Source organism: Tepidimonas taiwanensis (genome assembly GCF_020162115.1).
Taxonomy (GTDB): domain Bacteria; phylum Pseudomonadota; class Gammaproteobacteria; order Burkholderiales; family Burkholderiaceae_C; genus Tepidimonas; species Tepidimonas taiwanensis.
Map to the genome: position 1 here is coordinate 2,799,748 of NZ_CP083911.1, position 23,831 is coordinate 2,823,578.

16 protein-coding genes and 4 tRNA genes are annotated in these 23,831 nt (G+C 68.2%); 18 read left to right on the forward strand and 2 right to left on the reverse strand.

What is annotated here, in order from left to right; genetic code table 11:
* Positions 1-179 precede the first annotated feature (179 nt).
* Together gorA and uvrA are read right to left on the reverse strand one after the other, a co-directional pair.
* On the reverse strand, positions 180-1,589 hold the full coding sequence (gene gorA, locus LCC91_RS13225) for a glutathione-disulfide reductase (RefSeq protein ID WP_043701152.1): 1,410 nt from the start codon (positions 1,587-1,589) through the stop codon (positions 180-182).
* 256 nt (positions 1,590-1,845) lie between these two features.
* Entirely contained in the window at positions 1,846-4,818 is a 2,973-nt protein-coding gene (uvrA, locus tag LCC91_RS13230) for an excinuclease ABC subunit UvrA (protein WP_043701150.1), read from the reverse strand.
* Positions 4,819-5,164: 346 nt separating this feature from the next.
* Between uvrA and trpE the strand changes: the two genes are divergently transcribed.
* From trpE to rpoC, 18 genes are all read left to right on the forward strand, one after another.
* On the forward strand, positions 5,165-6,685 hold the full coding sequence (trpE, locus tag LCC91_RS13235) for an anthranilate synthase component I (RefSeq protein WP_143897719.1): 1,521 nt from the start codon (positions 5,165-5,167) through the stop codon (positions 6,683-6,685).
* Positions 6,682-7,260, forward strand: a complete 579-nt coding sequence (locus LCC91_RS13240) for an aminodeoxychorismate/anthranilate synthase component II (RefSeq protein ID WP_143897721.1) — start codon at positions 6,682-6,684, stop codon at positions 7,258-7,260. The genes trpE and LCC91_RS13240 overlap by 4 nt, the downstream gene beginning before the upstream one ends.
* 19 nt (positions 7,261-7,279) lie before the next feature.
* The gene (trpD, locus tag LCC91_RS13245) at positions 7,280-8,335 is read left to right on the forward strand and encodes an anthranilate phosphoribosyltransferase (RefSeq protein ID WP_043701138.1); all 1,056 of its coding nucleotides are present in this window, start codon (positions 7,280-7,282) and stop codon (positions 8,333-8,335) included.
* Positions 8,332-9,135: an indole-3-glycerol phosphate synthase TrpC gene (gene trpC, locus LCC91_RS13250; RefSeq protein WP_043701135.1), complete on the forward strand. Its 804-nt coding sequence runs from the start codon at positions 8,332-8,334 to the stop codon at positions 9,133-9,135. Before trpD ends, trpC begins: the two co-directional genes overlap by 4 nt.
* Positions 9,132-9,701: a hypothetical protein gene (locus LCC91_RS13255; RefSeq protein ID WP_043701133.1), complete on the forward strand. Its 570-nt coding sequence runs from the start codon at positions 9,132-9,134 to the stop codon at positions 9,699-9,701. Before trpC ends, LCC91_RS13255 begins: the two co-directional genes overlap by 4 nt.
* Positions 9,702-9,716: 15 nt before the next feature.
* Positions 9,717-9,802 (forward strand) — tRNA-Tyr (locus LCC91_RS13260).
* Between the two features lie 82 nt (positions 9,803-9,884).
* Positions 9,885-9,958 (forward strand) — tRNA-Gly (locus tag LCC91_RS13265).
* A gap of 60 nt (positions 9,959-10,018) precedes the next feature.
* A tRNA-Thr gene (locus LCC91_RS13270) sits at positions 10,019-10,093 on the forward strand.
* Positions 10,094-10,162: 69 nt separating this feature from the next.
* Positions 10,163-11,353 carry an elongation factor Tu gene (tuf, locus tag LCC91_RS13275; RefSeq protein WP_143898650.1) on the forward strand — a complete coding sequence of 397 codons (1,191 nt, stop codon included), beginning with the start codon at positions 10,163-10,165 and terminating at the stop codon, positions 11,351-11,353.
* Positions 11,354-11,398: 45 nt separating this feature from the next.
* A tRNA-Trp gene (locus tag LCC91_RS13280) sits at positions 11,399-11,474 on the forward strand.
* Between the two features lie 128 nt (positions 11,475-11,602).
* The gene (gene secE / locus LCC91_RS13285) at positions 11,603-11,983 is read left to right on the forward strand and encodes a preprotein translocase subunit SecE (protein WP_043702146.1); all 381 of its coding nucleotides are present in this window, start codon (positions 11,603-11,605) and stop codon (positions 11,981-11,983) included.
* Between the two features lie 2 nt (positions 11,984-11,985).
* Entirely contained in the window at positions 11,986-12,564 is a 579-nt protein-coding gene (gene nusG / locus LCC91_RS13290; RefSeq protein ID WP_043702152.1) for a transcription termination/antitermination protein NusG, read from the forward strand.
* 281 nt (positions 12,565-12,845) lie between these two features.
* A complete protein-coding gene (gene rplK, locus LCC91_RS13295; RefSeq protein ID WP_043702144.1) occupies positions 12,846-13,277 on the forward strand; it encodes a 50S ribosomal protein L11 in 432 nt (143 codons plus the stop codon).
* A 1-nt stretch (position 13,278) separates the two neighbouring features.
* Complete coding sequence (gene rplA / locus LCC91_RS13300) at positions 13,279-13,980, forward strand: 50S ribosomal protein L1 (RefSeq protein WP_043702136.1); 702 nt, start codon at positions 13,279-13,281, stop codon at positions 13,978-13,980.
* Positions 13,981-14,266: 286 nt separating this feature from the next.
* Complete coding sequence (rplJ, locus tag LCC91_RS13305) at positions 14,267-14,785, forward strand: 50S ribosomal protein L10 (RefSeq protein WP_043702134.1); 519 nt, start codon at positions 14,267-14,269, stop codon at positions 14,783-14,785.
* Positions 14,786-14,828: 43 nt separating this feature from the next.
* Positions 14,829-15,206 (forward strand): 50S ribosomal protein L7/L12, encoded by a 378-nt coding sequence (rplL, locus tag LCC91_RS13310; RefSeq protein ID WP_043702132.1) that lies wholly within the window; start codon positions 14,829-14,831, stop codon positions 15,204-15,206.
* A gap of 266 nt (positions 15,207-15,472) precedes the next feature.
* Positions 15,473-19,588 carry a DNA-directed RNA polymerase subunit beta gene (gene rpoB, locus LCC91_RS13315; protein WP_143898334.1) on the forward strand — a complete coding sequence of 1,372 codons (4,116 nt, stop codon included), beginning with the start codon at positions 15,473-15,475 and terminating at the stop codon, positions 19,586-19,588.
* 24 nt (positions 19,589-19,612) lie between these two features.
* Positions 19,613-23,803, forward strand: a complete 4,191-nt coding sequence (gene rpoC / locus LCC91_RS13320) for a DNA-directed RNA polymerase subunit beta' (RefSeq protein WP_143898336.1) — start codon at positions 19,613-19,615, stop codon at positions 23,801-23,803.
* The last annotated feature ends 28 nt before the right edge of the window (positions 23,804-23,831 follow it).

Genomic DNA, 23,831 nt, shown 5'->3' on the forward strand with positions numbered 1-23,831 from the left:
GGGTGGTGCGGCGGCTGGGCCGTCGGGGTCATCTGTTGCGGGGTCAGGTGTTGGAATGGAGCACAAAGGTTCCGCCGCGGGTGTTGCGGTGAGCCCAGCGTCCGTCGGCGGGCACATCCGGCAACGATGGCGGTATCGCGATGCGAGCGACGGGATGGAAGGTTCGTGCGGCACCTGCGTCAACGGCCAACGGGCTCGCGCAGCGTGACGAACTCCTCGGCAATCGTCGGGTGGATGCCCAGCGTCGCGTCGAACTGCGCCTTGGTCGCGCCGCAGCGCATCGCCACCGCGAAGCCCTGCACGACCTCGCCGGCCTCCGGGCCGACGTAGTGCAGGCCGACGACGCGGTCACTCGCGTCGTCCACCACCAGTTTGACGAGCGTGCGCTCGTCGCTGCCGCTGAGCGTGTGGCGCAGCGCGCGGAATTCGCTGCGGTAGACGCGCACGCGGCCCAGCCGTTCGCGCGCCTGCGCTTCGGTCCAGCCGACGGTGCCGACGCTGGGCGAGGTGAAGACGGCGGTCGGAATGAGGTCGTAGGTCGCCTGGCGCGGCGCGGCCCCCGGCGCGGGGCCATAGAGGTGATCGACCAGCGCCATCGCTTCGGCCAGGGCCACCGGGGTGAGCTGCAGGCGGGCGGTGACGTCACCGATCGCGTAGACGCTGGGCACGTTGGTGCGGAAGTGTTCGTCCACCACGATGGCACCCAGAGCCCCCTGGGCCACGCCGACCGCCTCGAGCCCGAGCCCCTGCACATTGGGCACGCGGCCGGTGGCGTACAGAATCGCGTCCGCCACCAGCCGGTTGCCGTCCTCGAGCACCGCGTGCAGCCCATCGGCCTCGCGGTGCACCGCGACCACGCCGGTTTGCAGCCGCAGGTCCACGCCCTTTTTGCGCATCTCGGCGGCCAGGAAATGCCGCACTTCGTCGTCGAAGCCGCGCAGGATCTGCTCACCGCGGTACAGCTGCGTCACGTGCGCGCCCAGTCCGTTGAAGATCGACGCAAACTCGCACGCGATATAGCCGCCGCCGACCACGACCAGCCGTCGCGGGAAGGGGTCAATGTCGAACAACTGGTCCGACGTGATCACGTGCTCCCGCCCGTGAAAGTGCGGCACGTGCGGCGTGCCGCCGGTGGCGACGAGGATGCGCTGTGCCCGCCAGCGCTGGTGCGTCGTCGATCCGTCGGCGGTGGGGGTGGCCAGTTCGACCGTGTGCGCGTCCAGCAGCCGCGCACGGCCGTCGAGCACGGTGACCCCGCTGGCGCGCAGCAGCCGGTCGTACACGCCGTTCAGGCGCGCGATCTCGGCGGCGCGGCGCTGTTTGAGGGTGGCCCAGTCGAGCGTGGCCGCCCCGACCTGCCAGCCGTAGCCGGGGGCCTCCTCGAACGCTTCGGCGTAGTGGGCCGCGTAGTGGTAGAGCTTTTTCGGGATGCAGCCGAGGGTGACGCAGGTGCCGCCCAGCCCGGCCAGGCCCCGCGCCTCGGCCAGTGCCACGCGCACGCCGCGCTGCGCCGCCATGCGCGCCGCGCGCACGCCGCCGCTGCCGCCGCCGATGACGAAGAGATCGAAGTCGAAACCCAAACTGCTCATGGTGGGGGATCCTGCCGTTACCGTTGGTGACCGGCGTCACGTTGGGCGGCCGCTTGTCACCGTCGGGCCGCGCCGCACGCGCCGTATGATGCCAACCTCAGGAGGCCGCATCATGACGGATCATCGCACGCATCGACACGCGCCCTCGTGGGCGCGCCGGGTGGCCGCGGCGGGCTTGTGATCGAAGGGCACCGGTCGCCCGCCTAAGGCAGCGGGCAGCGCCGGCCTGATGTCCCGTAGCCCCCGCCAACGGCGGTCATCGCGGCGCCAGCACCCGCGCCAGATAACGCCCCGTGTGGCTGTCGGGGTGGGTGGCGATGTCCTCGGGCGTGCCGCAGGCCACGACGGTGCCGCCGCCGGCGCCGCCTTCGGGCCCCATGTCGATGACCCAGTCGGCGGTCTTGATGACGTCGAGGTTGTGCTCGATGACGACGATGGTGTTGCCCGCGTCGCGCAGCTGGTGCAGCACGCGCAGCAGCAATTCGATGTCGCCGAAGTGCAGGCCGGTGGTCGGTTCGTCCAGGATGTAGAGCGTGCGCCCCGTGTCGCGTTTGGCCAGCTCCTGTGCGAGCTTGACGCGTTGCGCCTCGCCGCCGGAGAGCGTCGTCGCGCTCTGTCCCAGCCGCACGTAGCCCAGTCCGACGTCCAGCAGGGTTTGCAGCTTGCGCTGCAGCGCCGGCACCGCCGAAAAGAACGCGTGCGCCTGCTCCACCGTCAGGTCCAGGATTTCGGCGATGTGCTTGCCCTTGTAGCGCACCTCCAGCGTCTCGCGGTTGTAGCGCGCGCCGCGGCAGACGTCGCACGGCACGTACACGTCCGGCAGGAAGTGCATCTCCACCTTCACCACGCCATCGCCCTGGCAGGCCTCGCAGCGCCCGCCCGGCACATTAAAGCTGAAGCGCCCGGGGCCGTAGCCGCGCTCGCGCGCCGCGGGGGTCTCGGCCATCAGCTCGCGGATGGTGGTGAACAGCCCCGTGTAGGTGGCGGGGTTGGAGCGGGGCGTGCGTCCGATCGGGCTTTGGTCGACGGCGATGACCTTGTCGAAATGCTCCAGGCCCTCGATGGCGTCGTACGGCTCGGGCTCGTCGTGGCTGCGGTAGAGGTGGCGCGCGACCGCGCGCAGCAGCGTGTCGTTGACGAGGGTGGATTTGCCCGAGCCGCTGACCCCGGTGACGCAGGTGAACAGCCCGACGGGAAAGTCCACGGTGACGTGGCGCAGGTTGCGCCCGCGCGCGCCCACGAGGCGCAGGGCCGCGGCGCCCGCGCGGGCGGGGCCGTCGGTGCGGGTGGCGTGGGTGGGATCGGCTGCGGCGCGACGCGCGGGCCACCCACCGCGCCGAGGCGGCGCATCGGCGTTCGCCGCTGCGCCGGTGGCGTCGGCTGACCGCCATGGCGTGCGCTGGCGCGGGACGGGGATACACCGTTGGCCGGAGAGGAACTGCCCCGTCAGCGACGCCGGTTCCGCCGCCACCGCGGTCCAGTGGCCCTGCGCCACCACGCGCCCGCCGTGCACGCCGGCGCCCGGCCCCAGGTCGATCAGGTGATCCGCCGCGCGCATCATGTCCTCGTCGTGTTCGACGACGATCACCGTGTTGCCCAGATCGCGCAGCCGCTGCAGCGTCGCAATCAGCCGGTCGTTGTCGCGCTGGTGCAGGCCGATGCTGGGTTCGTCCAGCACGTACATCACGCCGCTAAGGCCGGAGCCGATCTGACTGGCCAGGCGGATGCGCTGCGCCTCGCCGCCGGAGAGGGTGTCGGCGCTGCGGGCAAGCGTCAGGTACGGCAGCCCCACGTCGTTGAGGAAGCGCAGCCGCGCGCGGATTTCGCGCACGATGCGCTCGGCGATCTCAGCGCGCGCGCCGTGCAGCCGCAGCGCGTCGAAGTACGCGAGCGCCTCGGCCAGCGTCATCTGCGCGATGTCGTGCAGCGTGCGGCGCTGTGCGCCCTCGCCGATGAAGACGTGCATGGCCTCCGGCCGCAGCCGGCTGCCGTGGCAAGCGGGGCAGACGTGCGTGCTGCGGTAGCGGCCCAGCTCTTCGCGCACCGCGGGCGAGTCGGTGTCGCGCCAGCGCCGCTCGAAGTTCGGCAGGATGCCTTCGAAGGGGTGGTGTTTGGTGACGCGCCGCCCGCCATCGGCCCCGTACTGGAAGGCGATCGCTTCCGTTCCGCTGCCGTGCAGCAGCACGTGGCGCACGCGCTCCGGCAGGTCCTGCCACGGGGTCTCCGGGTCGAAGCCGTAGTGCGCCGCGAGGCTTTCGATCAGCGCGTAGTAGTGGGCATTGCGCCGATCCCACCCCTTGATCGCGCCGCCGGCCAGGCTCAGTTCCGGAAAGGCGACGACGCGCGCCGCGTCGAACTGCTCGACGTGACCGAGCCCGTCGCAGCGCGGGCAGGCCCCCTGCGGCGCGTTGAACGAGAACAGCCGTGGCTCCGGCGGGGGCTGCGTGTGGTCGCACACCGGGCAGGCGTAGCGCGTGGTGAAGGCGTGCAGCGCCCCGTCGTCCATCTGCAGCACCTGCACCCGGCCGTCGGCCAGGCGCAGCGCCGCCTCCAGACTCTCGGCCAGCCGCTGGCGCGCGTCGGGGCGCACCTTCAGGCGGTCGATGACCACCTCCCAGGGGGCACCGGGCTGCAGCAGCGCGGCGGCCTCGTCAGCGTCGGCGACGCTGCCACCGATGCGAAAGCGCACGTAGCCCTGCGCCTGCAGGTCGCGCAGCGCGGCCGCGGGGTCCGCCGCCGCCGGCTGCGGTGCCAGCACCATCAGCCGCGTGTCCGCGGGCAGCGCCAGCAGCGCGTCCACCATCTGGCTGACGGTCTGCGCCTGCAGCGGACGATCGTGCTGCGGGCAGTGCGGCACGCCCGCGCGGGCGAACAGCAGGCGCAAGTAATCGTGGATTTCGGTGACCGTCCCGACGGTGGAGCGCGGGTTGTGGCTGGTGGCCTTCTGCTCGATCGCGATCGCCGGGCTCAAGCCCTCGATCAGGTCCACGTCCGGCTTGTCCATGCGCTCCAGGAACTGCCGCGCGTACGCCGACAGGCTCTCGACGTAGCGCCGCTGCCCCTCGGCGTACAGCGTGTCGAAGGCCAGGCTCGACTTGCCCGAGCCCGACAACCCGGTGATCACGACCAGCGAGTCCTTGGGGATGTCCAGGTCGATGTTGCGCAGGTTGTGGGTGCGCGCGCCGCGGATGCGGATGCAGCGCTCGGGAGCAGGGTTCGGCGTGGCCATAGAAGCGCGTGGGGCGTCGGGCAGGGAAACCCGCCATCATAGAACGGGCGCGCGGCGCGACGCCTTTGCTACACTAGCCCCATGTCCTCCGTGCGCTGCACTTTCGACGCCCGCCTGGCTGCCGCGCTCAAGACCGGCCGCCGGGAGGCCTGGCCCTGGCGCAAGCCAACGACGCGCGCCTGATCTCCCTCGCGCGCACGCACCGCTGCCGCCGCGCAGCTCGGTTGCCGTGCCGCCCGCCCCGCCGGTCGTGCGCCACGACCGGCCCCGTTGGAAAACCGCAGGTCCGAGCGGCTCCACCGCACCGATCCGCCCGCCGGCCTGCCCCGCCAGGAGCCCGATTGCCGTGATCACCGAACTGGAATTCCGCCACCTCGCCACCCAGGGCTACAACCGCATCCCGCTCATCGTCGAGGCCTTCGCCGACCTCGAAACCCCGCTGTCGCTCTACCTCAAGCTCGCCCACGCCACGAACGGCGGGCGCAACAGCTTCCTGCTCGAGTCGGTGGTGGGCGGCGAGCGGTTCGGGCGCTACAGCTTCATCGGGCTGCCCGCGCGCACGTGGCTGCGCGCCAGCGGCTTTGGCGACGCCGCCCACACCGAGGTCGTGCGCGACGGCGCCGTCATCGAAACCATCCCCGGTAATCCGCTGGACGCCATCGCGGCGTATCAGCAGCGCTTTCGCGTGGCGCTCTCGCCGGGGCTGCCGCGGTTTTGCGGCGGGCTGGCCGGGTACTTCGGCTACGACACCGTGCGCCACATCGAGCGCAAGCTGGTCGGCTCCTGCCCGCCGGATCCGCTCGGACTGCCGGACATCCTGCTGCTGCAGACCGAGGAGCTGGCGGTCATCGACAACCTCTCGGGCAAGCTGTACCTGATCGTCTACGCCGACCCGGCGGAGCCGGAGGCGTATGCCAGTGCGCGGCGGCGCCTGCGCGAGCTGACCGAGCGGCTGCGCTACTCGGTCAGTGCCCCGGTGGAGCCGCCGGGCACGAGCGAGCCGGTGCAGCACGAGCGCACCCAGGCCGATTTCGAGGCCGCCGTCGCGCAGGCCAAGGCCCTGATCCAGCAGGGCGACTTCATGCAGATCGTCATCGGCCAGCGCGTGCACAAGCGCTTTCCGCACAGCCCGCTGAGCCTCTACCGCGCGCTGCGCTCGCTCAACCCGAGCCCCTACATGTATTACTACAACCTGGCCGGGGCGGACGCGCGCGGCAGCGACCTGCACGTGGTGGGCGCGTCGCCCGAGATCCTGGTGCGGCAGGAGCGCACCGACGCGGGCACCAAGGTCACGATCCGGCCGCTCGCGGGCACCCGCCCGCGCGGCGCGACGCCCGAGCAGGACCGCGCCGCCGAGGCCGAGCTGCTCGCCGACCCGAAGGAGCGCGCCGAGCACGTGATGCTCATCGATCTGGCGCGCAACGACATCGGCCGCATCGCGGAGGTGGGCAGCGTGCGCGTGAGCGAGGCGTTCACGGTCGAGCGCTACAGCCACGTCATGCACATCGTCAGCAACGTCGAAGGGATCCTGCGCCCGGGGCTGAGCAGCATGGACGTGCTGCGCGCGAGCTTTCCGGCCGGCACCCTCACCGGTGCGCCGAAGGTGCACGCGATGGAATGGATCGACCGGCTCGAACCCACCAAGCGCGGCATCTACGGGGGCGCGGTGGGGTACCTCAGCTACGCGGGGGACATGGACCTGGCGATCGCGATCCGCACCGGCGTCGTACACGACGGCACGCTCTACGTGCAGGCGGCCGCCGGGGTCGTGGCCGACTCGGTGCCGACGCTGGAGTGGAAGGAAACCGAGCACAAGGCGCGCGCGCTGCTGCGCGCGGCCGAGCGCGTCGAGGAGGGGCTGCAATGAGTCGCATCCGGCTGCTGATGGTGGACAACTACGACTCGTTCACCTACAACCTGGTCCAGTACTTCGGTGAACTCGGCGCGCAGGTCGAGGTGTTTCGCAACGACGAGATCACGCTGGAGGGCATTGCCGCGCGGGCACCCGACCGGCTGGTCATCTCGCCCGGGCCGTGCTCCCCGGCCGAGGCCGGCATCTCGGTGGCGGCCATCCAGCAATTCGCAGGCCGCGTGCCGATCCTGGGCGTATGCCTGGGGCACCAGAGCATCGGGGCCGCGTTTGGCGGGCGCATCGTGCGCGCGCGCGAACTGATGCACGGCAAGACCAGCGTCATCACCACGACGCAGGAGGGCGTCTTTGCCGGACTGCCGCGCCAGTTCACCGTCAACCGCTACCACTCGCTGGCCATCGAGCGCGCGACGCTGCCCGAGGCGCTGGCCATCACCGCGTGGACCGACGACGGCGAGATCATGGGCGTGCGCCACCGCGAACTCGCCGTGCAGGGCGTGCAGTTCCACCCGGAGAGCATCCTCACCGAGCACGGCCACGCGTTGCTGCGCAATTTTCTGGAACACCCCTGACCGCCGAAGGAGACCGCCCATGCCCCATACCCACAAAATCACGCCGCAGGAGGCGCTGCAGCGCGTCATCGAACACCGCGAGATCTTCCACGACGAGATGCTGCACCTGATGCGCCTGATCATGAGCGGTGAGATCTCGCCGCTGATGACGGCGGCGATCATCACCGGGCTGCGCGTCAAGAAGGAAACGATCGGTGAGATCACCGCCGCCGCGCAGGTGATGCGCGAGTTCGCCACCCGCGTGCACGTGCCGGACACGACGCACCTCGTCGACATCGTCGGCACCGGCGGCGACGGCGCGCACACGTTCAACATTTCCACCTGCGCAATGTTCGTCGCGGCGGCGGCGGGCGCGCGCGTCAGCAAGCACGGCGGGCGCAGCGTCAGCAGCAAGAGCGGCAGCGCCGATGTGCTGGAGAGCCTGGGCGTCCCCATCAACCTCACACCGGCGGCGATCGCCCGCTGCATCGACGAGGTGGGCATCGGCTTCATGTTCGCGCCGAACCACCACCCGGCGATGAAGAACGTCGCGCCGATCCGGCGCGAAATGGGCGTCAAGACCATCTTCAACATCCTCGGGCCGCTGACCAACCCGGCGGGGGCGCCGAACATCCTGATGGGGGTTTTTCACCCCGATCTGGTGGGCATCCAGGTGCGTGTGCTGCAGCGCCTCGGGGCGCGCCATGCGCTGGTCGTCTACGGGCGCGACGGCATGGACGAGGTCAGCCTCGGTGCGGCGACGATGGTCGGCGAGCTCAAGGACGGCGAAATCCTCGAGTACGACATCCACCCGGAAGACTTTGGCCTCGCGATGGCCAGCCACCGGGCGCTGCAGGTCGCCACGCCGGAGGCGTCGCGCGCCAAGCTGCTGGCGGTGCTCGACGGCGAGCCCGGTCCGGCGGCGGATATCGTCGTCTTCAACGCCGGTGTGGCGCTGTACGCGGCCGATGTCGTGCCCGACATCGGCACGGGCATCGAACGCGCGCGCGCGGCGTTGGCCAGCGGCGCGGCCAAGGCCAAGCTGGAGCAGCTCATCACGACGGCGCATCGGCTGGCGGCGGAGGCGGCGACATGAGTGACATCTTGCAGCGCATCTGCGCGACCAAGCGCGACGAAGTGGCCGCCGCACGCGCGGCGCTGCCCGACGCGGCGATGCGCGCGCGCGCCGAGGCCGCACGGCGCGACGACCCGCCGCGCGACTTTGCTGGCGCGCTGCGCACCGCGGCCGAGGCGGGGCGTCCCGCCGTCATCGCCGAGGTCAAAAAGGCAAGCCCCTCCAAAGGCGTGCTGCGCGCCGATTTCGACCCCGCGGCCATCGCCGCGAGCTACGCGCGCCACGGCGCGGCGTGCCTGTCGGTGCTCACCGACCGGCCGTATTTCCAGGGGGATCCGGCGTATCTCGCCCAGGCGCGCGACGCGGCGGGGCTGCCGGCGCTGCGCAAGGATTTTCTGGTCGACGCCTACCAGGTCTGGCAGGCGCGCGCGTGGGGGGCGGACGCCATCCTGCTGATCGCCGCCTGCCTGGACGATGCGCAGATGGCCGACTTCGAGGCGCTGGCGCACGAGCTCGGCATGGCCGTGCTGGTGGAGGTGCACGATGCGGCGGAACTCGAGCGCGCGCTGCGCCTGCGCACGCCGCTCATCGGCGTCAACAACCGCGACCTGCGCACCTTCGAGGTGTCGTTGGAGACGACGCTGCGCCTGCTGCCGCAACTGCCGCCGGACCGGCTGCTCGTGGCGGAGAGCGGCATCCTCACCCGCGACGACGTGCGCCGCCTGCGCGACGCGGGTGTGCCCGCGTTCCTCGTCGGGGAGGCGTTCATGCGCGCGCCAGATCCCGGCGCGGCGCTCGCCGACCTGTTCGCGCTGGCATGAGCGGGGCCGCCGACCTGCTGCGGGGCGCCGCCACCACGGTGCACCACCAGCCCTGCCCCGGGGCGCGCACCGGCTTCGTCTTCATCTGCCCGGGGCGCTTTGAAGCGCAGCGCGGCTACCCCTGCGCCGCGGGCACCGGGGCCAACCTCGCGCGCGTGCTCGTCGCGCTGCACGGGCTGGACCCGCAGCGTTTTCCGTCCCCGTACCGGGTGGATTACGTGATCACCAACGCCTGGCCCCAGGTGGAGTACCCCGCGCTCACCGGTCGCTCGGTGCCGACGGTGGCCGAGGTGCTGCAGTCGGAGAATCTCGCGCGGCTCGCGGCGGAGCTGGCGGGCCTGCGCACCGTGGTCGCGTGTGGCGCGCAGGCGCACGAGGCGGTGCGCGCGCTGCGCGCGAGCGGTGCGCTGGCGGCCGAGGTGGCGTACGGGCGCCACCTGAGCCAGCGCGCGATCAACACCCTGCGCGGCGCGACCGACACGCCCGGCCGCATCGCGCTGTGGGCGGCGGACGTCGCCCAACAATTTTGCGCGTCGGCCGAAAACGGCGCGGAAAACGTGGCATAATTTGGGGCTCTCGCCGGAGGGGTGCCCGAGTGGCTAAAGGGGGCAGACTGTAAATCTGTTGGCTTACGCCTACGTTGGTTCGAATCCAACCCCCTCCACCAGCGAAACCGGTCGTGTTGACCAGACAGAAGGCAAGCATCGGCCCGCGTCCACCGGCAAGCAGGGTGGGAGCAGGGAAGGTTCGCGGGAGTAGTTCAATGGTAGAACCTCAGCCTTCCAAGCTGATGACGCGGGTTCGATTCCCGTCTCCCGCTCCAGCACGGCATCGGTGACTGGTCGAGCGAACGATTGTTGTGGTCGCTGCAAAGCGGTCGCAGGCCCATGTGGCTCAGTGGTAGAGCACTCCCTTGGTAAGGGAGAGGTCGGCAGTTCGATCCTGCCCATGGGCACCACCGTTGATGTCGGGCCCCGCGTTGGGGCGTGTGAGTGAGTTCGGCAAACATCCATTCGGAGCGGTAACGATGGCAAAGGAAAAATTCGAGCGGACCAAGCCGCACGTCAACGTGGGCACGATTGGTCACGTGGACCACGGCAAGACGACGCTGACGGCGGCGATCACGACGGTGCTGGCCAGCAAGTTTGGTGGTCAGGCGAAGAAGTACGACGAAATTGACGCGGCGCCCGAAGAGAAGGCGCGCGGCATCACCATCAACACCGCGCACGTCGAATACGAAACCGCCAACCGGCACTACGCGCACGTCGACTGCCCGGGTCACGCCGACTACGTCAAGAACATGATCACCGGTGCCGCCCAGATGGACGGCGCCATCCTGGTCGTCTCCGCCGCCGACGGCCCCATGCCGCAAACCCGCGAGCACATCCTGCTCGCCCGCCAAGTGGGCGTGCCCTACATCATCGTGTTCCTCAACAAGTGCGACATGGTCGACGACGCCGAGCTGCTCGAGCTCGTCGAGATGGAAGTGCGCGAGCTGCTCTCCAAGTACGACTTCCCCGGCGACGACATCCCCATCATCAAGGGCTCGGCGCTCAAGGCGCTCGAGGGCGACAAGGGCGAGCTGGGCGAACAAGCCATCATGAAGCTCGCCGAAGCGCTCGACACCTACATCCCCACGCCCGAGCGCGCCATCGACGGTGCGTTCCTGATGCCCGTCGAAGACGTCTTCTCGATCTCCGGCCGCGGCACCGTCGTGACCGGCCGTATCGAGCGCGGCATCATCAAAGTCGGTGACGAAGTCGAAATCGTCGGCCTGCGTCCCACCGCCAAGACCACCTGCACCGGCGTGGAAATGTTCCGCAAGCTGCTCGACCAAGGCCAGGCGGGCGACAACGTCGGTATCCTGCTGCGCGGCACCAAGCGCGAAGAAGTCGAGCGCGGCCAAGTGCTGGCCAAGCCCGGCACGATCACGCCGCACACCCACTTCACCGGTGAGGTGTACGTGCTCTCCAAGGAAGAAGGTGGCCGCCACACGCCGTTCTTCAACAACTACCGGCCGCAGTTCTACTTCCGCACCACCGACGTCACGGGCGCCATCGAGCTGCCCAAGGACAAGGAGATGGTGATGCCGGGCGACAACGTGACGATCACCGTCAAGCTGATTGCCCCGATCGCGATGGAAGAGGGCCTGCGCTTTGCGATCCGCGAAGGCGGCCGCACCGTGGGCGCCGGCGTCGTCTCCAAGATCATCGAGTGATACGATAGGTACCGTCGGCCCCGCTGTGTCGGGGTCGATCGCTGCAGGGGTATAGCTCAATTGGCAGAGCGTCGGTCTCCAAAACCGAAGGTTGGGGGTTCGATTCCCTCTGCCCCTGCCAGCCGCGTATAAAGGTCGTTCCATCGACCGCTTGGTTCAAGCCCGCCCGCGTCTTCGGACCGTTGCGGGCTTGTGTTTCTGGGGCGCCGCCGCTGGGTGGTGGCGAACGATTCGGAAGGTGTGAGGACGATGGCCTCAACGGAAGTCGAAACCGTCAGCACCGGGGCGGACAAAGCCAAGCTGGCCGCCGTCGCCGTGCTCGTGCTGCTCGGTTTCGTGGGTTTTTATCTGCTCGCGGCGCACGGTGCCTGGGTGCAGTGGGCGGTGCTGCTGGTCGCCGTGGCGGCGGCCCTCGGCGTGGGCGCCACCGCGACGCCGGGGCAGCGCCTGATCGGCTTCGGACGCGACGCGGTCAAGGAAGCGAAAAAAGTCGTGTGGCCGACGCGCAAAGAGGCCATGCAGGTCACCGGCTATGTCTTTGCGTTCGTCGTCGTCATGGCGTTGTTCCTGTGGCTGACGGACAAACTGCTGGAGTGGGTGCTCTACGGCCTCATTCTGGGATGGAGGTGAAGATGAGCGAAACGAACGCAACGCCGCCGATGAGTGCCGCGCCCGCCGAGGGGATGCGCTGGTACGTCGTGCACGCCTACTCGGGGATGGAGAAGGCGGCCGAGCGCAACATCATCGAGCGCGTGCAGCGCGCGGGCATGCAGCACAAGTTCGGCCGCATCCTCGTGCCGACCGAGGAAGTGGTCGAGATCAAGAACGGCGTCAAGCGCACCACCGAGCGCAAGTTCTTCCCCGGCTACGTGCTGGTGGAAATGGTCATGGACGACGACACCTGGCACCTGGTGAAGAACACCAGCAAGGTGACCGGCTTCGTCGGCGGGGCGCGCAACCGGCCCACGCCCATCTCCGAAGAGGAGGTGCAAAAGATCATCGGCCAGATGCAGGAAGGCTCGGAAAAGCCGCGCCACAAGATCGAGTTTCAGGTCGGCGAGCTGGTGCGCGTCAAGGAAGGGCCGTTTGCGGATTTCAACGGCACGGTCGAAGAGGTCAATTACGAAAAGAACAAGCTGCGCGTGTCGGTGACGATCTTCGGGCGCGCCACACCCGTGGAGCTGGAATTCAACCAGGTCGAAAAGGCCTGAGCCAACGCCCGAGCCCGGACGAGGTGTCCGGGGTGCGGCGGTGGATGGGGCCGGGGACGGTCGCCATCGCAACGCCCCGCGTTGGACGGCGTCGCGAAAAACGGCTACAATATAAAGTTCTTCGGACCCGCGCCCGTGGCGCGGGTTTTGCGCTGTCGGCGTCGGCCCGGCGACGGTGCGCCCCGCAGGGGTGATGCAATCGGGTCTGTGGCGCGAGGAGGTGCTGTTCCGGGGTGCGTGGCACTCGGGATGGCACCGTCGGAACTCGCAGGAGTGTTTCAATGGCCAAGAAAATCGTCGGCTTCATCAAGCTGCAGGTGCCAGCGGGTAAAGCCAACCCCTCTCCCCCGATCGGTCCGGCGCTGGGTCAGCGCGGTCTGAACATCATGGAGTTCTGCAAGGCGTTCAACGCCCAGACCCAGGGCATGGAGCCCGGTCTGCCGCTGCCGGTGGTCATCACCGCCTATGCGGACAAGAGCTTCACCTTCATCATCAAGACCCCGCCGGCGACGACGCTGATCAAGAAGGCGATCAAGCTGGACAAGGGCTCGTCGAAGCCGCACGCGCAGAAGGTCGGCAAGATCACGCGTGCCCAGCTCGAGGAAATCGCCAAGACCAAGATGAAGGACATGACCGCGGCCGATCTGGACGCGGCGGTGCGCACGATCGCGGGCTCGGCGCGTTCGATGGGTGTGATCGTGGAGGGCGTGTGAGATGGCGAAGCTGACCAAGAAGCAAAAGGCCCTGCAGGGCAAGGTCGATTCGACCAAACTCTATCCGCTGCCCGAGGCGCTGGCGATCGTCAAGGAGTGCGCCACCGCCAAGTTCGATGAGTCGGTGGACGTCGCGGTGCAGCTCGGCGTCGATCCGCGCAAGTCGGATCAGGTCGTGCGTGGCGCGGTGGTGCTGCCCAACGGCACCGGCAAGACCAAGCGCGTGGCCGTCTTCGCCCAGGGCGCTAAGGCCGAGGAGGCCAAGGCCGCCGGCGCTGACGTCGTCGGCTTCGAGGATCTCGCCGCGCAGGTCAAGGCGGGCAACATCGACTTCGACGTCGTGATCGCGGCGCCGGATGCGATGCGCGTGGTCGGCACGCTGGGCCAGATCCTCGGTCCGCGCGGCTTGATGCCGAACCCCAAAGTCGGCACGGTCACCCCCGACGTCGCCACGGCGGTGAAGAACGCCAAGGCGGGTCAGGTGCAGTTCCGTGTCGACAAGGCCGGTATCGTGCACGCGACGATCGGTCGCCGCTCGTTCGACACCGACAAGCTGCAGGGCAACCTGGCCGCGCTGATCGAGGCGCTCAACAAGGCCAAGCCCGCCGCCGCCAAGGGTCAATACCTGCGCAAGGTCGCGGTGTCGTCGACCATGGGCGTGGGTGTGCGTGTCGATCCGCAGACCATCACGGTCGCGGGTTGATCGGAATCGGCGCACCGCCCGGGTGCCTGCGGGTGCCGGGGCGGTGGGCCTGTGGTGGGTCCGTCTTCTCCCCCGGGGGGTTGACGGGGCCATCCGAGACCGCTGGTGCGAACCCCGGTTCGCCTAAATGCCGGCCCACGGGCCGGCGGCCAGCGCAGATGGCGATCCCGCCGCGGAAGGAATCGGGTGCCGGGTCGAACCGGTGTGCGGTTTCCGGACAGACGGCTGATCGCTGCAACTGGTGCATGGCCTCCGTCACGGGGGTCGTGTTTTGAAGGAGTCAACCTTGAGTCTGAACCGCAGTGAGAAGCAAGCCGTCATCGACGAGGTGGCGGCACTCGCCGCCAAAGCGCAGACGCTGGTGATGGCCGAGTACCGCGGCATCACGGTGGCAGACCTCACGAAGTTGCGTGTCGAGGCCCGCAAGGCCGGGGTGTCCATCAGCGTGCTGAAGAACACCCTGGCGCGTCGCGCGGTCACGGGCACCCCCTTTGAGGTCGCCGCCGAGCAGATGACCGGTCCGCTCATCTACGGCTTCTCGGAAGACGCCGTGGCCGCCGCGAAAGTGGTGGTCGAGTTCGCCAAGACCAACGACAAGATGGTCCTGCGCGGCGGTGTCTACGCCGGCAAGTCGCTGGATGTCGACGGCGTGAAGTCGCTGGCGAGCATTCCCTCCAAGGAAGTGCTGCTGTCGCAGTTGCTGGGCCTCATGCAGTCGCCGATCTCGCGCCTGGCGCGCGTCGTGGCGGCGCTGGCCGAAAAGCGCGGCGAGGCGCAACCCGAGGCCGAGGCGCAGCCCGCCTGATCCGGCCGTCGTCCCCAATCAACCCGTTTCGTAGGAAATCATCATGGCATTCGACAAAGACGCATTCCTGGCCGCTCTGGACACCATGACGGTGATGGAGCTCAACGACCTGGTCAAGGCGATCGAAGAGAAGTTCGGCGTGAGCGCCGCGGCGATGGCCGCGCCGGCCGCCGCTGGCGGTGGCGCCGCTGCCCCGGCCGCGGAAGAGAAGACCGACTTCGACCTGATCCTGAAGGAAGCCGGTTCGAACAAGGTCGGCGTGATCAAGGTCGTGCGCGAAATCACCGGCCTGGGCCTGAAGGAGGCCAAGGACCTGGTCGATGGCGCGCCCAAGACCGTCAAGGAAGGCATGCCCAAGGCCGACGCCGAAGCCGCCAAGAAGAAGCTGGAAGAAGCCGGCGCGAAGGCCGAACTCAAGTAATCGGCCCGCTGTCCAAGGGCTGGAGCGCCTGTCGCAGGCCTCCAGCCTTTGCCGCTTGACAGAGCGCACGGCAAAGCGGTCCGCCGCCAACCGCTTTGCCGTGTCTTCTGACCCCGACTGCAGCAAGACCGCTTGGTTCGGATCCGCACCCCCGCGCGCGGATCGTCAGCCCAGAGACCGGTAGGGGCCGGTCGCCAAGAACCCCTGAAGGCCACACCCACGGGTGAGCGCCACCAGTCGCCACAGACCTCATGCCCGGAGATCTCATGGCCCACTATTCGTACACCGAACGCAAGCGCATCCGCAAGAGCTTTGGCAGCCGCGACAGCGTGCTGGAAATCCCCTACCTGCTGCAGATGCAAAAGGACGCGTACACCGCGTTCCTGCAGGCCGACGTGCCGCCGCGCGAGCGCAAGCCGGTCGGGCTGCAGGCGGCGTTCGAGTCCGCCTTCCCGATCGTGTCGCACAACGGCTTCGTCGAGATGAAGTTCGTCGAGTACACGCTCGGCAAGCCCGTGTTTGACGTGCGCGAGTGCCAGATCCGCGGCCTGACCTATGCCGCCGCGGTGCGCGCGCGCGTGCAGCTCATCATCTACGACCGCGAAGCCTCTACGCCGCAGTCCAAGGTGGTCAAGGAGGTCAAGGAGCAGGAGGTCTACATGGGCGAAGTGCCCCTGATGACCGACAAGGGCTCCTTCATCATCAACGGCACCGAGCGCGTGATCGTCTCGCAGCTGCACCGCTCGCCGGGGGTGTTCTTCGAGCACGACAAGGGCAAGACGCACAGCTCGGGCAAGCTGCTGTTCTCGGCCCGCATCATCCCGTATCGCGGCTCGTGGCTGGACTTCGAGTTCGACCCGAAGGATCTGCTGTATTTCCGCGTCGACCGCCGGCGCAAGATGCCGGTGACGATCCTGCTGAAGGCCATCGGCCTGACGCCGGAAGCGATCCTGGCCAATTTCTACGTCAACGACCACTTCCGTCTGATGGACAGCGGCGCGCTGATGGCCTTCGTGCCCGAGCGGCTCAAGGGCGAGGTGGCGCGCTTCGACATCACCGACAAGAACGGCAAGGTCGTCGTCGCGAAGGACAAGCGCGTCACCGCGCGTCACGTGCGTGAACTGGAGCAGTCCGGCACGACGCACATCAGCGTGCCGGAGGACTACCTGATCGGCCGCGTGGTGGCAAAGAACATCGTCGACCCGGACACCGGCGAGATCATCGCCCGCGCCAACGACGAGCTGACCGAGACGCTGCTGAAGAAGCTGCGCGCCGCCGGCATCCAGGAGCTGCCCTGCATCTACACCAACGAGCTGGACCAGGGCCCCTACATCAGCCAGACGCTGCGCATCGACGAAACGCCGGACGAGTACGCCGCGCGCGTGGCCATCTACCGCATGATGCGCCCCGGCGAGCCGCCGACCGAGGACGCGGTGCAGGCGCTGTTCCACCGCCTGTTCTACAACCCGGAGACGTACGACCTGTCGCGCGTGGGCCGGATGAAGTTCAACGCCCGCGTCGGCCGCGAGTCGCCGGACGGCCCGATGGTCCTCACCAACGAGGACATCATGGCGGTGGTCAAGATCCTCGTCGATCTGCGCAACGGCAAGGGCGAGGTCGACGACATCGACCACCTGGGCAACCGCCGCGTGCGCTGCGTCGGTGAACTGGCGGAAAACCAGTTCCGCACGGGTCTGGCGCGCATCGAGAAGGCGGTCAAGGAGCGCCTGGGTCAGGCGGAGCAGGAACCGCTGATGCCGCACGACCTGATCAACTCCAAGCCGATTTCCGCGGCGCTCAAGGAGTTCTTCGGCGCGAGCCAGCTGTCGCAGTTCATGGACCAGACCAACCCGCTGGCCGAGATCACGCACAAGCGGCGCGTGTCGGCGCTGGGCCCGGGCGGTCTGACGCGCGAGCGTGCCGGCTTCGAGGTGCGCGACGTGCACCCGACGCACTACGGCCGCGTGTGCCCGATCGAAACGCCGGAAGGCCCGAACATCGGCCTGATCAACTCGCTGGCGCTGTACGCGCGCTTGAACGAATACGGTTTCATCGAGACGCCGTACCGCCGCGTGGTCGACGGCAAGGTGACCGACCAGATCGACTACCTGTCGGCGATCGAGGAGGGCAAGTACATCATCGCCCAAGCCAACGCCGAGCTGGACGCCGAAGGCCGCCTGGTCGGTGAGCTGGTGTCGGCGCGTGAGAAGGGCGAATCGGTCCTGACCACGCCCGACCGCGTGCAATACATGGACGTCTCGCCGGCGCAGATCGTGTCGGTGGCGGCGTCGCTGGTGCCGTTCCTCGAGCACGACGACGCCAACCGCGCGCTGATGGGCGCCAACATGTCGCGCCAGGCGGTGCCGGTGCTGCGGCCGGAGAAGCCGCTCGTCGGCACGGGCATCGAACGCGTGGCCGCGGTGGACTCGGGCACGGTCGTGGTCGCCAAGCGCGGCGGCGTCGTGGACTACGTGGACGCCACGCGCATCGTGATCCGCGTCAACGACGACGAGGCGGTGGCCGGTGAGGTCGGGGTCGACATCTACAACCTCATCAAGTACCAGCGCTCCAACCAGAACACCAACATCCACCAGCGCCCGATCGTCAAGAAGGGCGAGCGCATCCACAAGGGCGCGGTGATCGCCGACGGGGCGTCGACCGACCTGGGCGAGATCGCGATCGGCCAGAACATGCTGATCGCGTTCATGCCGTGGAATGGCTACAACTTCGAGGACTCGATCCTGATTTCCGAACGCGTCGTGGCCGAAGAGCGCTACACCAGCATCCACATCGAGGAGCTGGTCGTGATGGCGCGCGACACCAAGCTGGGCCCCGAGGAAATCACGCGCGACATCCCGAATCTGTCGGAGCAGCAGCTCAACCGGCTGGACGAGTCCGGGATCATCTACGTCGGCGCCGAGGTGCAGCCGGGCGACGTGCTGGTCGGCAAGGTCACGCCCAAGGGCGAGACGACCCTGACGCCGGAAGAAAAACTGCTGCGCGCGATCTTCGGTGAGAAGGCGTCCGACGTGAAGGACACCTCGCTGCGCGTGGAGCAGGGCAGCCAGGGCACCGTGATCGACGTGCAGGTCTTCACGCGCGAGGGCATCCAGCGCGACAAGCGTGCGCAGCAGATCATCGACGACGAGCTCAAGCGCTACCGCCTGGACCTCAACGACCAGCTGCGCATCGTCGAGGCCGACGCCTACGACCGGCTGGAAAAACTCCTGATCGGCAAGGTCGCCAACGGCGGGCCGAAGAAACTCGCCAAGGGCACGGTGCTGACCAAGGAATACCTGGCCGAGGTCGACAAGCACCACTGGTTCGACATCCGCGTCGCGGACGACGACCTGGCCGCGCAGATGGAGTCGATCAAGAACGCGCTGGAGGCGACGCGCCACCGCTTCGACCAGGCGTTCGAGGAAAAGCGCAAGAAGCTCACGCAGGGCGACGAGCTGCCGGCGGGCGTGCTGAAGATGGTCAAGGTGTACCTGGCCGTCAAGCGCCGTCTGCAGCCCGGTGACAAGATGGCCGGCCGCCACGGCAACAAGGGCGTGGTGTCCAAGATCGTGCCGGTGGAGGACATGCCCTACATGGCCGACGGCACGCCGATCGACATCGTGCTCAACCCGCTGGGCGTGCCCTCGCGGATGAACATCGGGCAGGTGCTCGAAGTCCACCTGGGCTGGGCCGCCAAGGGGCTGGGCGAGCGCATCGCCGAGCTGCTGGAGCGCCAGGCCGCGGTGGCCGAGGTGCGCGCCTTCCTCGACACGATCTACAACTCGACCGGCCGCAAGGAAAACCTCGACGACCTGTCGGACGATGAGATCATCGCGATGGCGCGCGAGCTGACCAAGGGCGTGCCGTTCGCGTCGCCGGTGTTCGACGGTGCCAGCGAAGAGCAGATCCGCGCGATGCTCAAGCTCGCCTACCCGGACGAGGTCGCCAAGGCCAAGGGCCTGACCGAGAGCCGCACGCAGGCGCAGCTCTACGACGGCCGCACGGGCGATCCGCTGGAGCGCAAGACGACGGTGGGCTATATGCACTACCTGAAGCTGCACCACCTGGTGGACGACAAGATGCACGCGCGCTCGACCGGCCCCTACAGCCTGGTCACGCAGCAGCCGTTGGGCGGCAAGGCGCAGTTCGGTGGTCAGCGCTTCGGCGAGATGGAAGTGTGGGCGCTGGAGGCCTACGGTGCGTCCTACGTGCTGCAGGAGATGCTCACCGTCAAGTCCGACGACGTGCAGGGCCGCACCAAGGTGTACGAGAGCATCGTCAAGGGCGAGCACTCGATCGACGCGGGCATGCCCGAGTCGTTCAACGTGCTGGTCAAGGAAATCCGCTCGCTCGGTATCGACATCGAGCTGGAACGCAACTGATAGAGCCAACCGAGGACGCAAGCCATGAAATCCTTGCTCGACCTGTTCAAGCAGTTCACGCCCGACGAGCACTTCGACGCCATCAAGATCGGTCTGGCCTCCCCGGAGAAAATCCGGTCGTGGTCGTTCGGCGAGGTGAAGAAGCCCGAGACCATCAACTACCGCACGTTCAAGCCGGAGCGCGACGGGCTGTTTTGCGCCAAGATCTTCGGCCCCATCAAGGACTACGAGTGCCTGTGCGGCAAGTACAAGCGCCTGAAGCACCGCGGGGTGATCTGCGAGAAGTGCGGCGTCGAGGTGACCCAGACCAAGGTGCGCCGCGAGCGCATGGGCCACATCGAGCTGGCCGCGCCGTGCGCGCACATCTGGTTCCTGAAGTCGCTGCCCAGCCGCCTGGGTCTGGTGCTCGACATGACGCTGCGCGACATCGAGCGCGTGCTGTACTTCGAGGCCTATGTGGTGGTGGACCCGGGCATGACCCCGCTGAAAAAGTTCAGCATCATGTCCGAGGACGACTACGACGCCAAGCGCCGCGAGTACGGTGACGAGTTCGTCGCCAAGATGGGCGCCGAGGGCATCAAGGAGCTGCTGCAGAGCATCGACCTCGACACCGAGATCGAGCGGCTGCGCAACGACCTGACCGGCTCGGAGATGAAGGTCAAGAAGAACGCCAAGCGCCTGAAGGTGCTGGAGGCGTTCAAGAAGTCCGGCATCAAGCCCGAGTGGATGATCCTGGAGGTGCTGCCGGTGCTGCCGCCGGACCTGCGGCCGCTGGTGCCGCTCGATGGCGGGCGCTTCGCGACGTCGGACCTGAACGACCTGTACCGCCGCGTCATCAACCGCAACAACCGCCTGAAGCGCCTGCTGGAGCTCAAGGCCCCCGAGATCATCGCGCGCAACGAAAAGCGCATGCTGCAGGAGGCGGTGGACAGCCTGCTGGACAACGGCCGCCGCGGCAAGGCGATGACCGGCGCCAACAAGCGCGCGCTGAAGTCGCTCGCCGACATGATCAAGGGCAAGAGCGGGCGCTTCCGCCAGAACCTGCTGGGCAAGCGCGTGGACTACTCGGGCCGCTCGGTCATCGTGGTGGGTCCGACGCTCAAGCTGCACCAGTGCGGTCTGCCCAAACTGATGGCGCTGGAGCTGTTCAAGCCGTTCATCTTCGCGCGGCTGGAGCAGATGGGCATCGCCACCACCATCAAGGCGGCCAAGAAGGAAGTCGAGGCCGGCACGCCGGTGGTGTGGGACATCCTGGAAGACGTCATCAAGGAGCACCCGGTGCTGCTCAACCGGGCGCCGACGCTGCACCGCCTGGGCATCCAGGCGTTCGAGCCGGTGCTGATCGAGGGCAAGGCGATCCAGCTGCACCCGCTGGTGTGCGCGGCGTTCAACGCCGACTTCGACGGCGACCAGATGGCCGTGCACGTGCCGCTGTCGCTGGAAGCGCAGATGGAAGCGCGCGTGCTGATGCTGTCGTCGAACAACGTGCTCTTCCCGGCCAACGGCGAACCGTCCATCGTGCCGTCGCAGGACGTGGTGTTGGGCCTGTACTACGCCACGCGCGAGCGCGTCAACGGCAAGGGCGAGGGCATGGTCTTCGCCGACGTCGATGAGGTCGAGCGCGCGCTGGCCAACGGTGTGGTCGAGCTCACCAGCCGCGTCAGCGTCCGCCTGACCGAGTGGCTGAAGAACAAGGAAACCGGCGAGCTGGAGGCGGTGACGAAGCTGCGCGACACGACGGTCGGCCGCGCGCTGCTGTCGCGCATCCTGCCCAAGGGTCTGCCGTTCGAGCTGATCGACAAGCCGCTGAAGAAGAAGGAGATCTCCAAGCTCATCAACGCCTCCTTCCGCAAGTGCGGCCTGAAGGAGACGGTGGTCTTCGCCGACAAGCTGCTGCAAAACGGCTTCCGCCTGGCCACCCAGGCCGGCATCTCGATCTGCATCGACGACATGCTGGTGCCGGCGGAAAAACCCGCCATCATCGAGCGCGCCGAGGCCGAGGTCAAGGAAATCGCGCAGCAGTACGCGTCGGGTCTGGTGACCGCGGGCGAGCGCTACAACAAGGTGGTCGACATCTGGGGCAAGGCCGGTGACGAGATCTCCAAGGTGATGATGGAGCACCTGAAGAAGGAGAAGGTCGTCGACCGCCACGGCAACGTGGTCGAGCAGGAGTCGTTCAACTCCATCTACATGATGGCCGACTCGGGCGCGCGCGGTTCCGCTGCCCAGATCCGCCAGCTCGCCGGCATGCGCGGCCTGATGGCCAAGCCCGACGGCTCGATCATCGAAACGCCCATCACCGCGAACTTCCGCGAGGGGCTCAACGTCCTGCAGTACTTCATCTCGACCCACGGCGCGCGCAAGGGCCTGGCCGACACGGCGCTCAAGACCGCGAACTCGGGTTACCTCACGCGCCGTCTGGTGGACGTGACGCAGGACCTGGTCGTCACCGAGGAGGATTGCGGCACCGCCAACGGCACGCTGATGCGCGCGATCGTCGAGGGCGGCGAGGTCATCGAGAGCCTGCGCGAGCGCATCCTGGGCCGCACGACGGCCGAAGACATCGTCGACCCCGAGACGCAGCGCGTGCTGGTCAAGGCGGGTGAGATGCTGGACGAGGATGCGGTCGACCTGATCGAACAGGCCGGCATCGACGAGGTGCGCGTGCGCACCGTGCTGACCTGCGACACGCGCTATGGCGTGTGCGCCAAGTGCTACGGGCGCGACCTGGGCCGCGGCGGGCTGGTCAACGTCGGCGAGGCGATTGGTGTGATCGCGGCGCAGTCGATCGGTGAGCCCGGCACGCAGCTGACGATGCGCACCTTCCACATCGGTGGCGCGGCGTCGCGCGCGGCGGTGGCCTCCAGCGTCGAGGCCAAGTCCAACGGCATCGTCGGCTTCAACAGCACGATGCGCTACGTCACCAACGCCAAGGGCGAGCTGGTGGTCATCTCCCGCTCGGGCGAGGTCGTCATCCACGACGACAACGGCCGCGAGCGCGAGCGCCACAAGGTGCCGTACGGCGCGACGCTGGCGGTGCGCGCCGACCAGCGCATCACGGCAGGCACGATCCTGGCCAACTGGGACCCGCTGACGCGCCCGATCATCACCGAGTTCGCCGGTGTGGTGAAGTTCGAAAACGTCGAGGAAGGCCTGACCGTGGCCAAGCAGGTCGACGAGGTCACCGGCCTGTCGACGCTGGTGGTCATCGACCCGAAGCGCCGCGGCGCGACCAAGGTCGTGCGTCCGCAGGTCAAGCTCATCGACGCCGAGGGCAAGGAGGTCAAGATCCCGGGCACCGACCACGCGGTGACCGTGACCTTCCCGGTGGGCGCGCTGATCCAGGTGCGCGACGGCCAGACCATCCACCCCGGCGAGGTGCTGGCGCGCATCCCGGTCGAGGGCCAGAAGACCCGCGACATCACCGGCGGTCTGCCGCGCGTGGCCGAGCTGTTCGAGGCCCGCTCGCCCAAGGACAAGGGAATCCTGGCCGAAATCACCGGCACGGTCTCCTTCGGCAAGGAAACCAAAGGCAAGGTGCGCCTGCAGATCACCGACCCGGACGGCAAGGTGTGGGAAGAGCTCGTGCCGAAGGAAAAGAGCATCCTCGTGCACGAAGGGCAGGTCGTCAACAAGGGCGAACTCATCGTCGACGGCCCGGCCGACCCGCAGGACATCCTGCGCCTGCTGGGCATCGAGGAGCTCGCGCGCTACATCGTCGATGAGGTGCAGGACGTCTACCGCCTGCAGGGTGTGAAGATCAACGACAAGCACATCGAAGTGATCGTGCGCCAGATGTTGCGCCGCGTCGAGGTGGAAAACCCCGGCGACAGCCACTACATCGCGGGCGAGCAGGTCGAGCGCTCCGAGATCCTCAACACCAACGACGCGCTGCGCGCCGAGGGCAAGACGCCGGCGACGTACCGCAACCTGCTGCTGGGCATCACGAAGGCGTCGCTGTCGACCGACTCGTTCATCTCCGCCGCGTCGTTCCAGGAGACGACGCGCGTGCTGACCGAGGCGGCGATCATGGGCAAGCGCGACGAGCTGCGCGGCCTGAAGGAAAACGTCATCGTCGGCCGCCTGATCCCGGCGGGCACCGGCATGGCGTTCCACGAGGCGCGCCGCGCGAAGGAGCGCCTGGATGAAGAGGAGCGCCGCGCGATCGCGGAGGCCGACGCGCTGTCGGCCGACGCCGACGCGGCCGCCGAGTAATCCGACGACTCTTACCGCTCAAATCCAC

Excerpts from the sequence above, each read along its gene's own strand:
- rpoB (WP_143898334.1), top strand. The coding sequence starts at position 15,473 with ATGGCCCACTATTCGTACACCGAACGCAAGCGCATCCGCAAGAGCTTT.
- rplK (WP_043702144.1), top strand. The coding sequence starts at position 12,846 with ATGGCCAAGAAAATCGTCGGCTTCATCAAGCTGCAGGTGCCAGCGGGT.
- LCC91_RS13255 (WP_043701133.1), top strand. The coding sequence starts at position 9,132 with ATGAGCGGGGCCGCCGACCTGCTGCGGGGCGCCGCCACCACGGTGCAC.
- gorA (WP_043701152.1), bottom strand. The coding sequence starts at position 1,589 with ATGAGCAGTTTGGGTTTCGACTTCGATCTCTTCGTCATCGGCGGCGGC.
- tuf (WP_143898650.1), top strand. The coding sequence starts at position 10,163 with ATGGCAAAGGAAAAATTCGAGCGGACCAAGCCGCACGTCAACGTGGGC.
- trpC (WP_043701135.1), top strand. The coding sequence starts at position 8,332 with ATGAGTGACATCTTGCAGCGCATCTGCGCGACCAAGCGCGACGAAGTG.
- rplA (WP_043702136.1), top strand. The coding sequence starts at position 13,279 with ATGGCGAAGCTGACCAAGAAGCAAAAGGCCCTGCAGGGCAAGGTCGAT.
- LCC91_RS13240 (WP_143897721.1), top strand. The coding sequence starts at position 6,682 with ATGAGTCGCATCCGGCTGCTGATGGTGGACAACTACGACTCGTTCACC.
- uvrA (WP_043701150.1), bottom strand. The coding sequence starts at position 4,818 with ATGGCCACGCCGAACCCTGCTCCCGAGCGCTGCATCCGCATCCGCGGC.
- nusG (WP_043702152.1), top strand. The coding sequence starts at position 11,986 with ATGAGCGAAACGAACGCAACGCCGCCGATGAGTGCCGCGCCCGCCGAG.
- secE (WP_043702146.1), top strand. The coding sequence starts at position 11,603 with ATGGCCTCAACGGAAGTCGAAACCGTCAGCACCGGGGCGGACAAAGCC.
- rpoC (WP_143898336.1), top strand. The coding sequence starts at position 19,613 with ATGAAATCCTTGCTCGACCTGTTCAAGCAGTTCACGCCCGACGAGCAC.
- rplL (WP_043702132.1), top strand. The coding sequence starts at position 14,829 with ATGGCATTCGACAAAGACGCATTCCTGGCCGCTCTGGACACCATGACG.
- trpD (WP_043701138.1), top strand. The coding sequence starts at position 7,280 with ATGCCCCATACCCACAAAATCACGCCGCAGGAGGCGCTGCAGCGCGTC.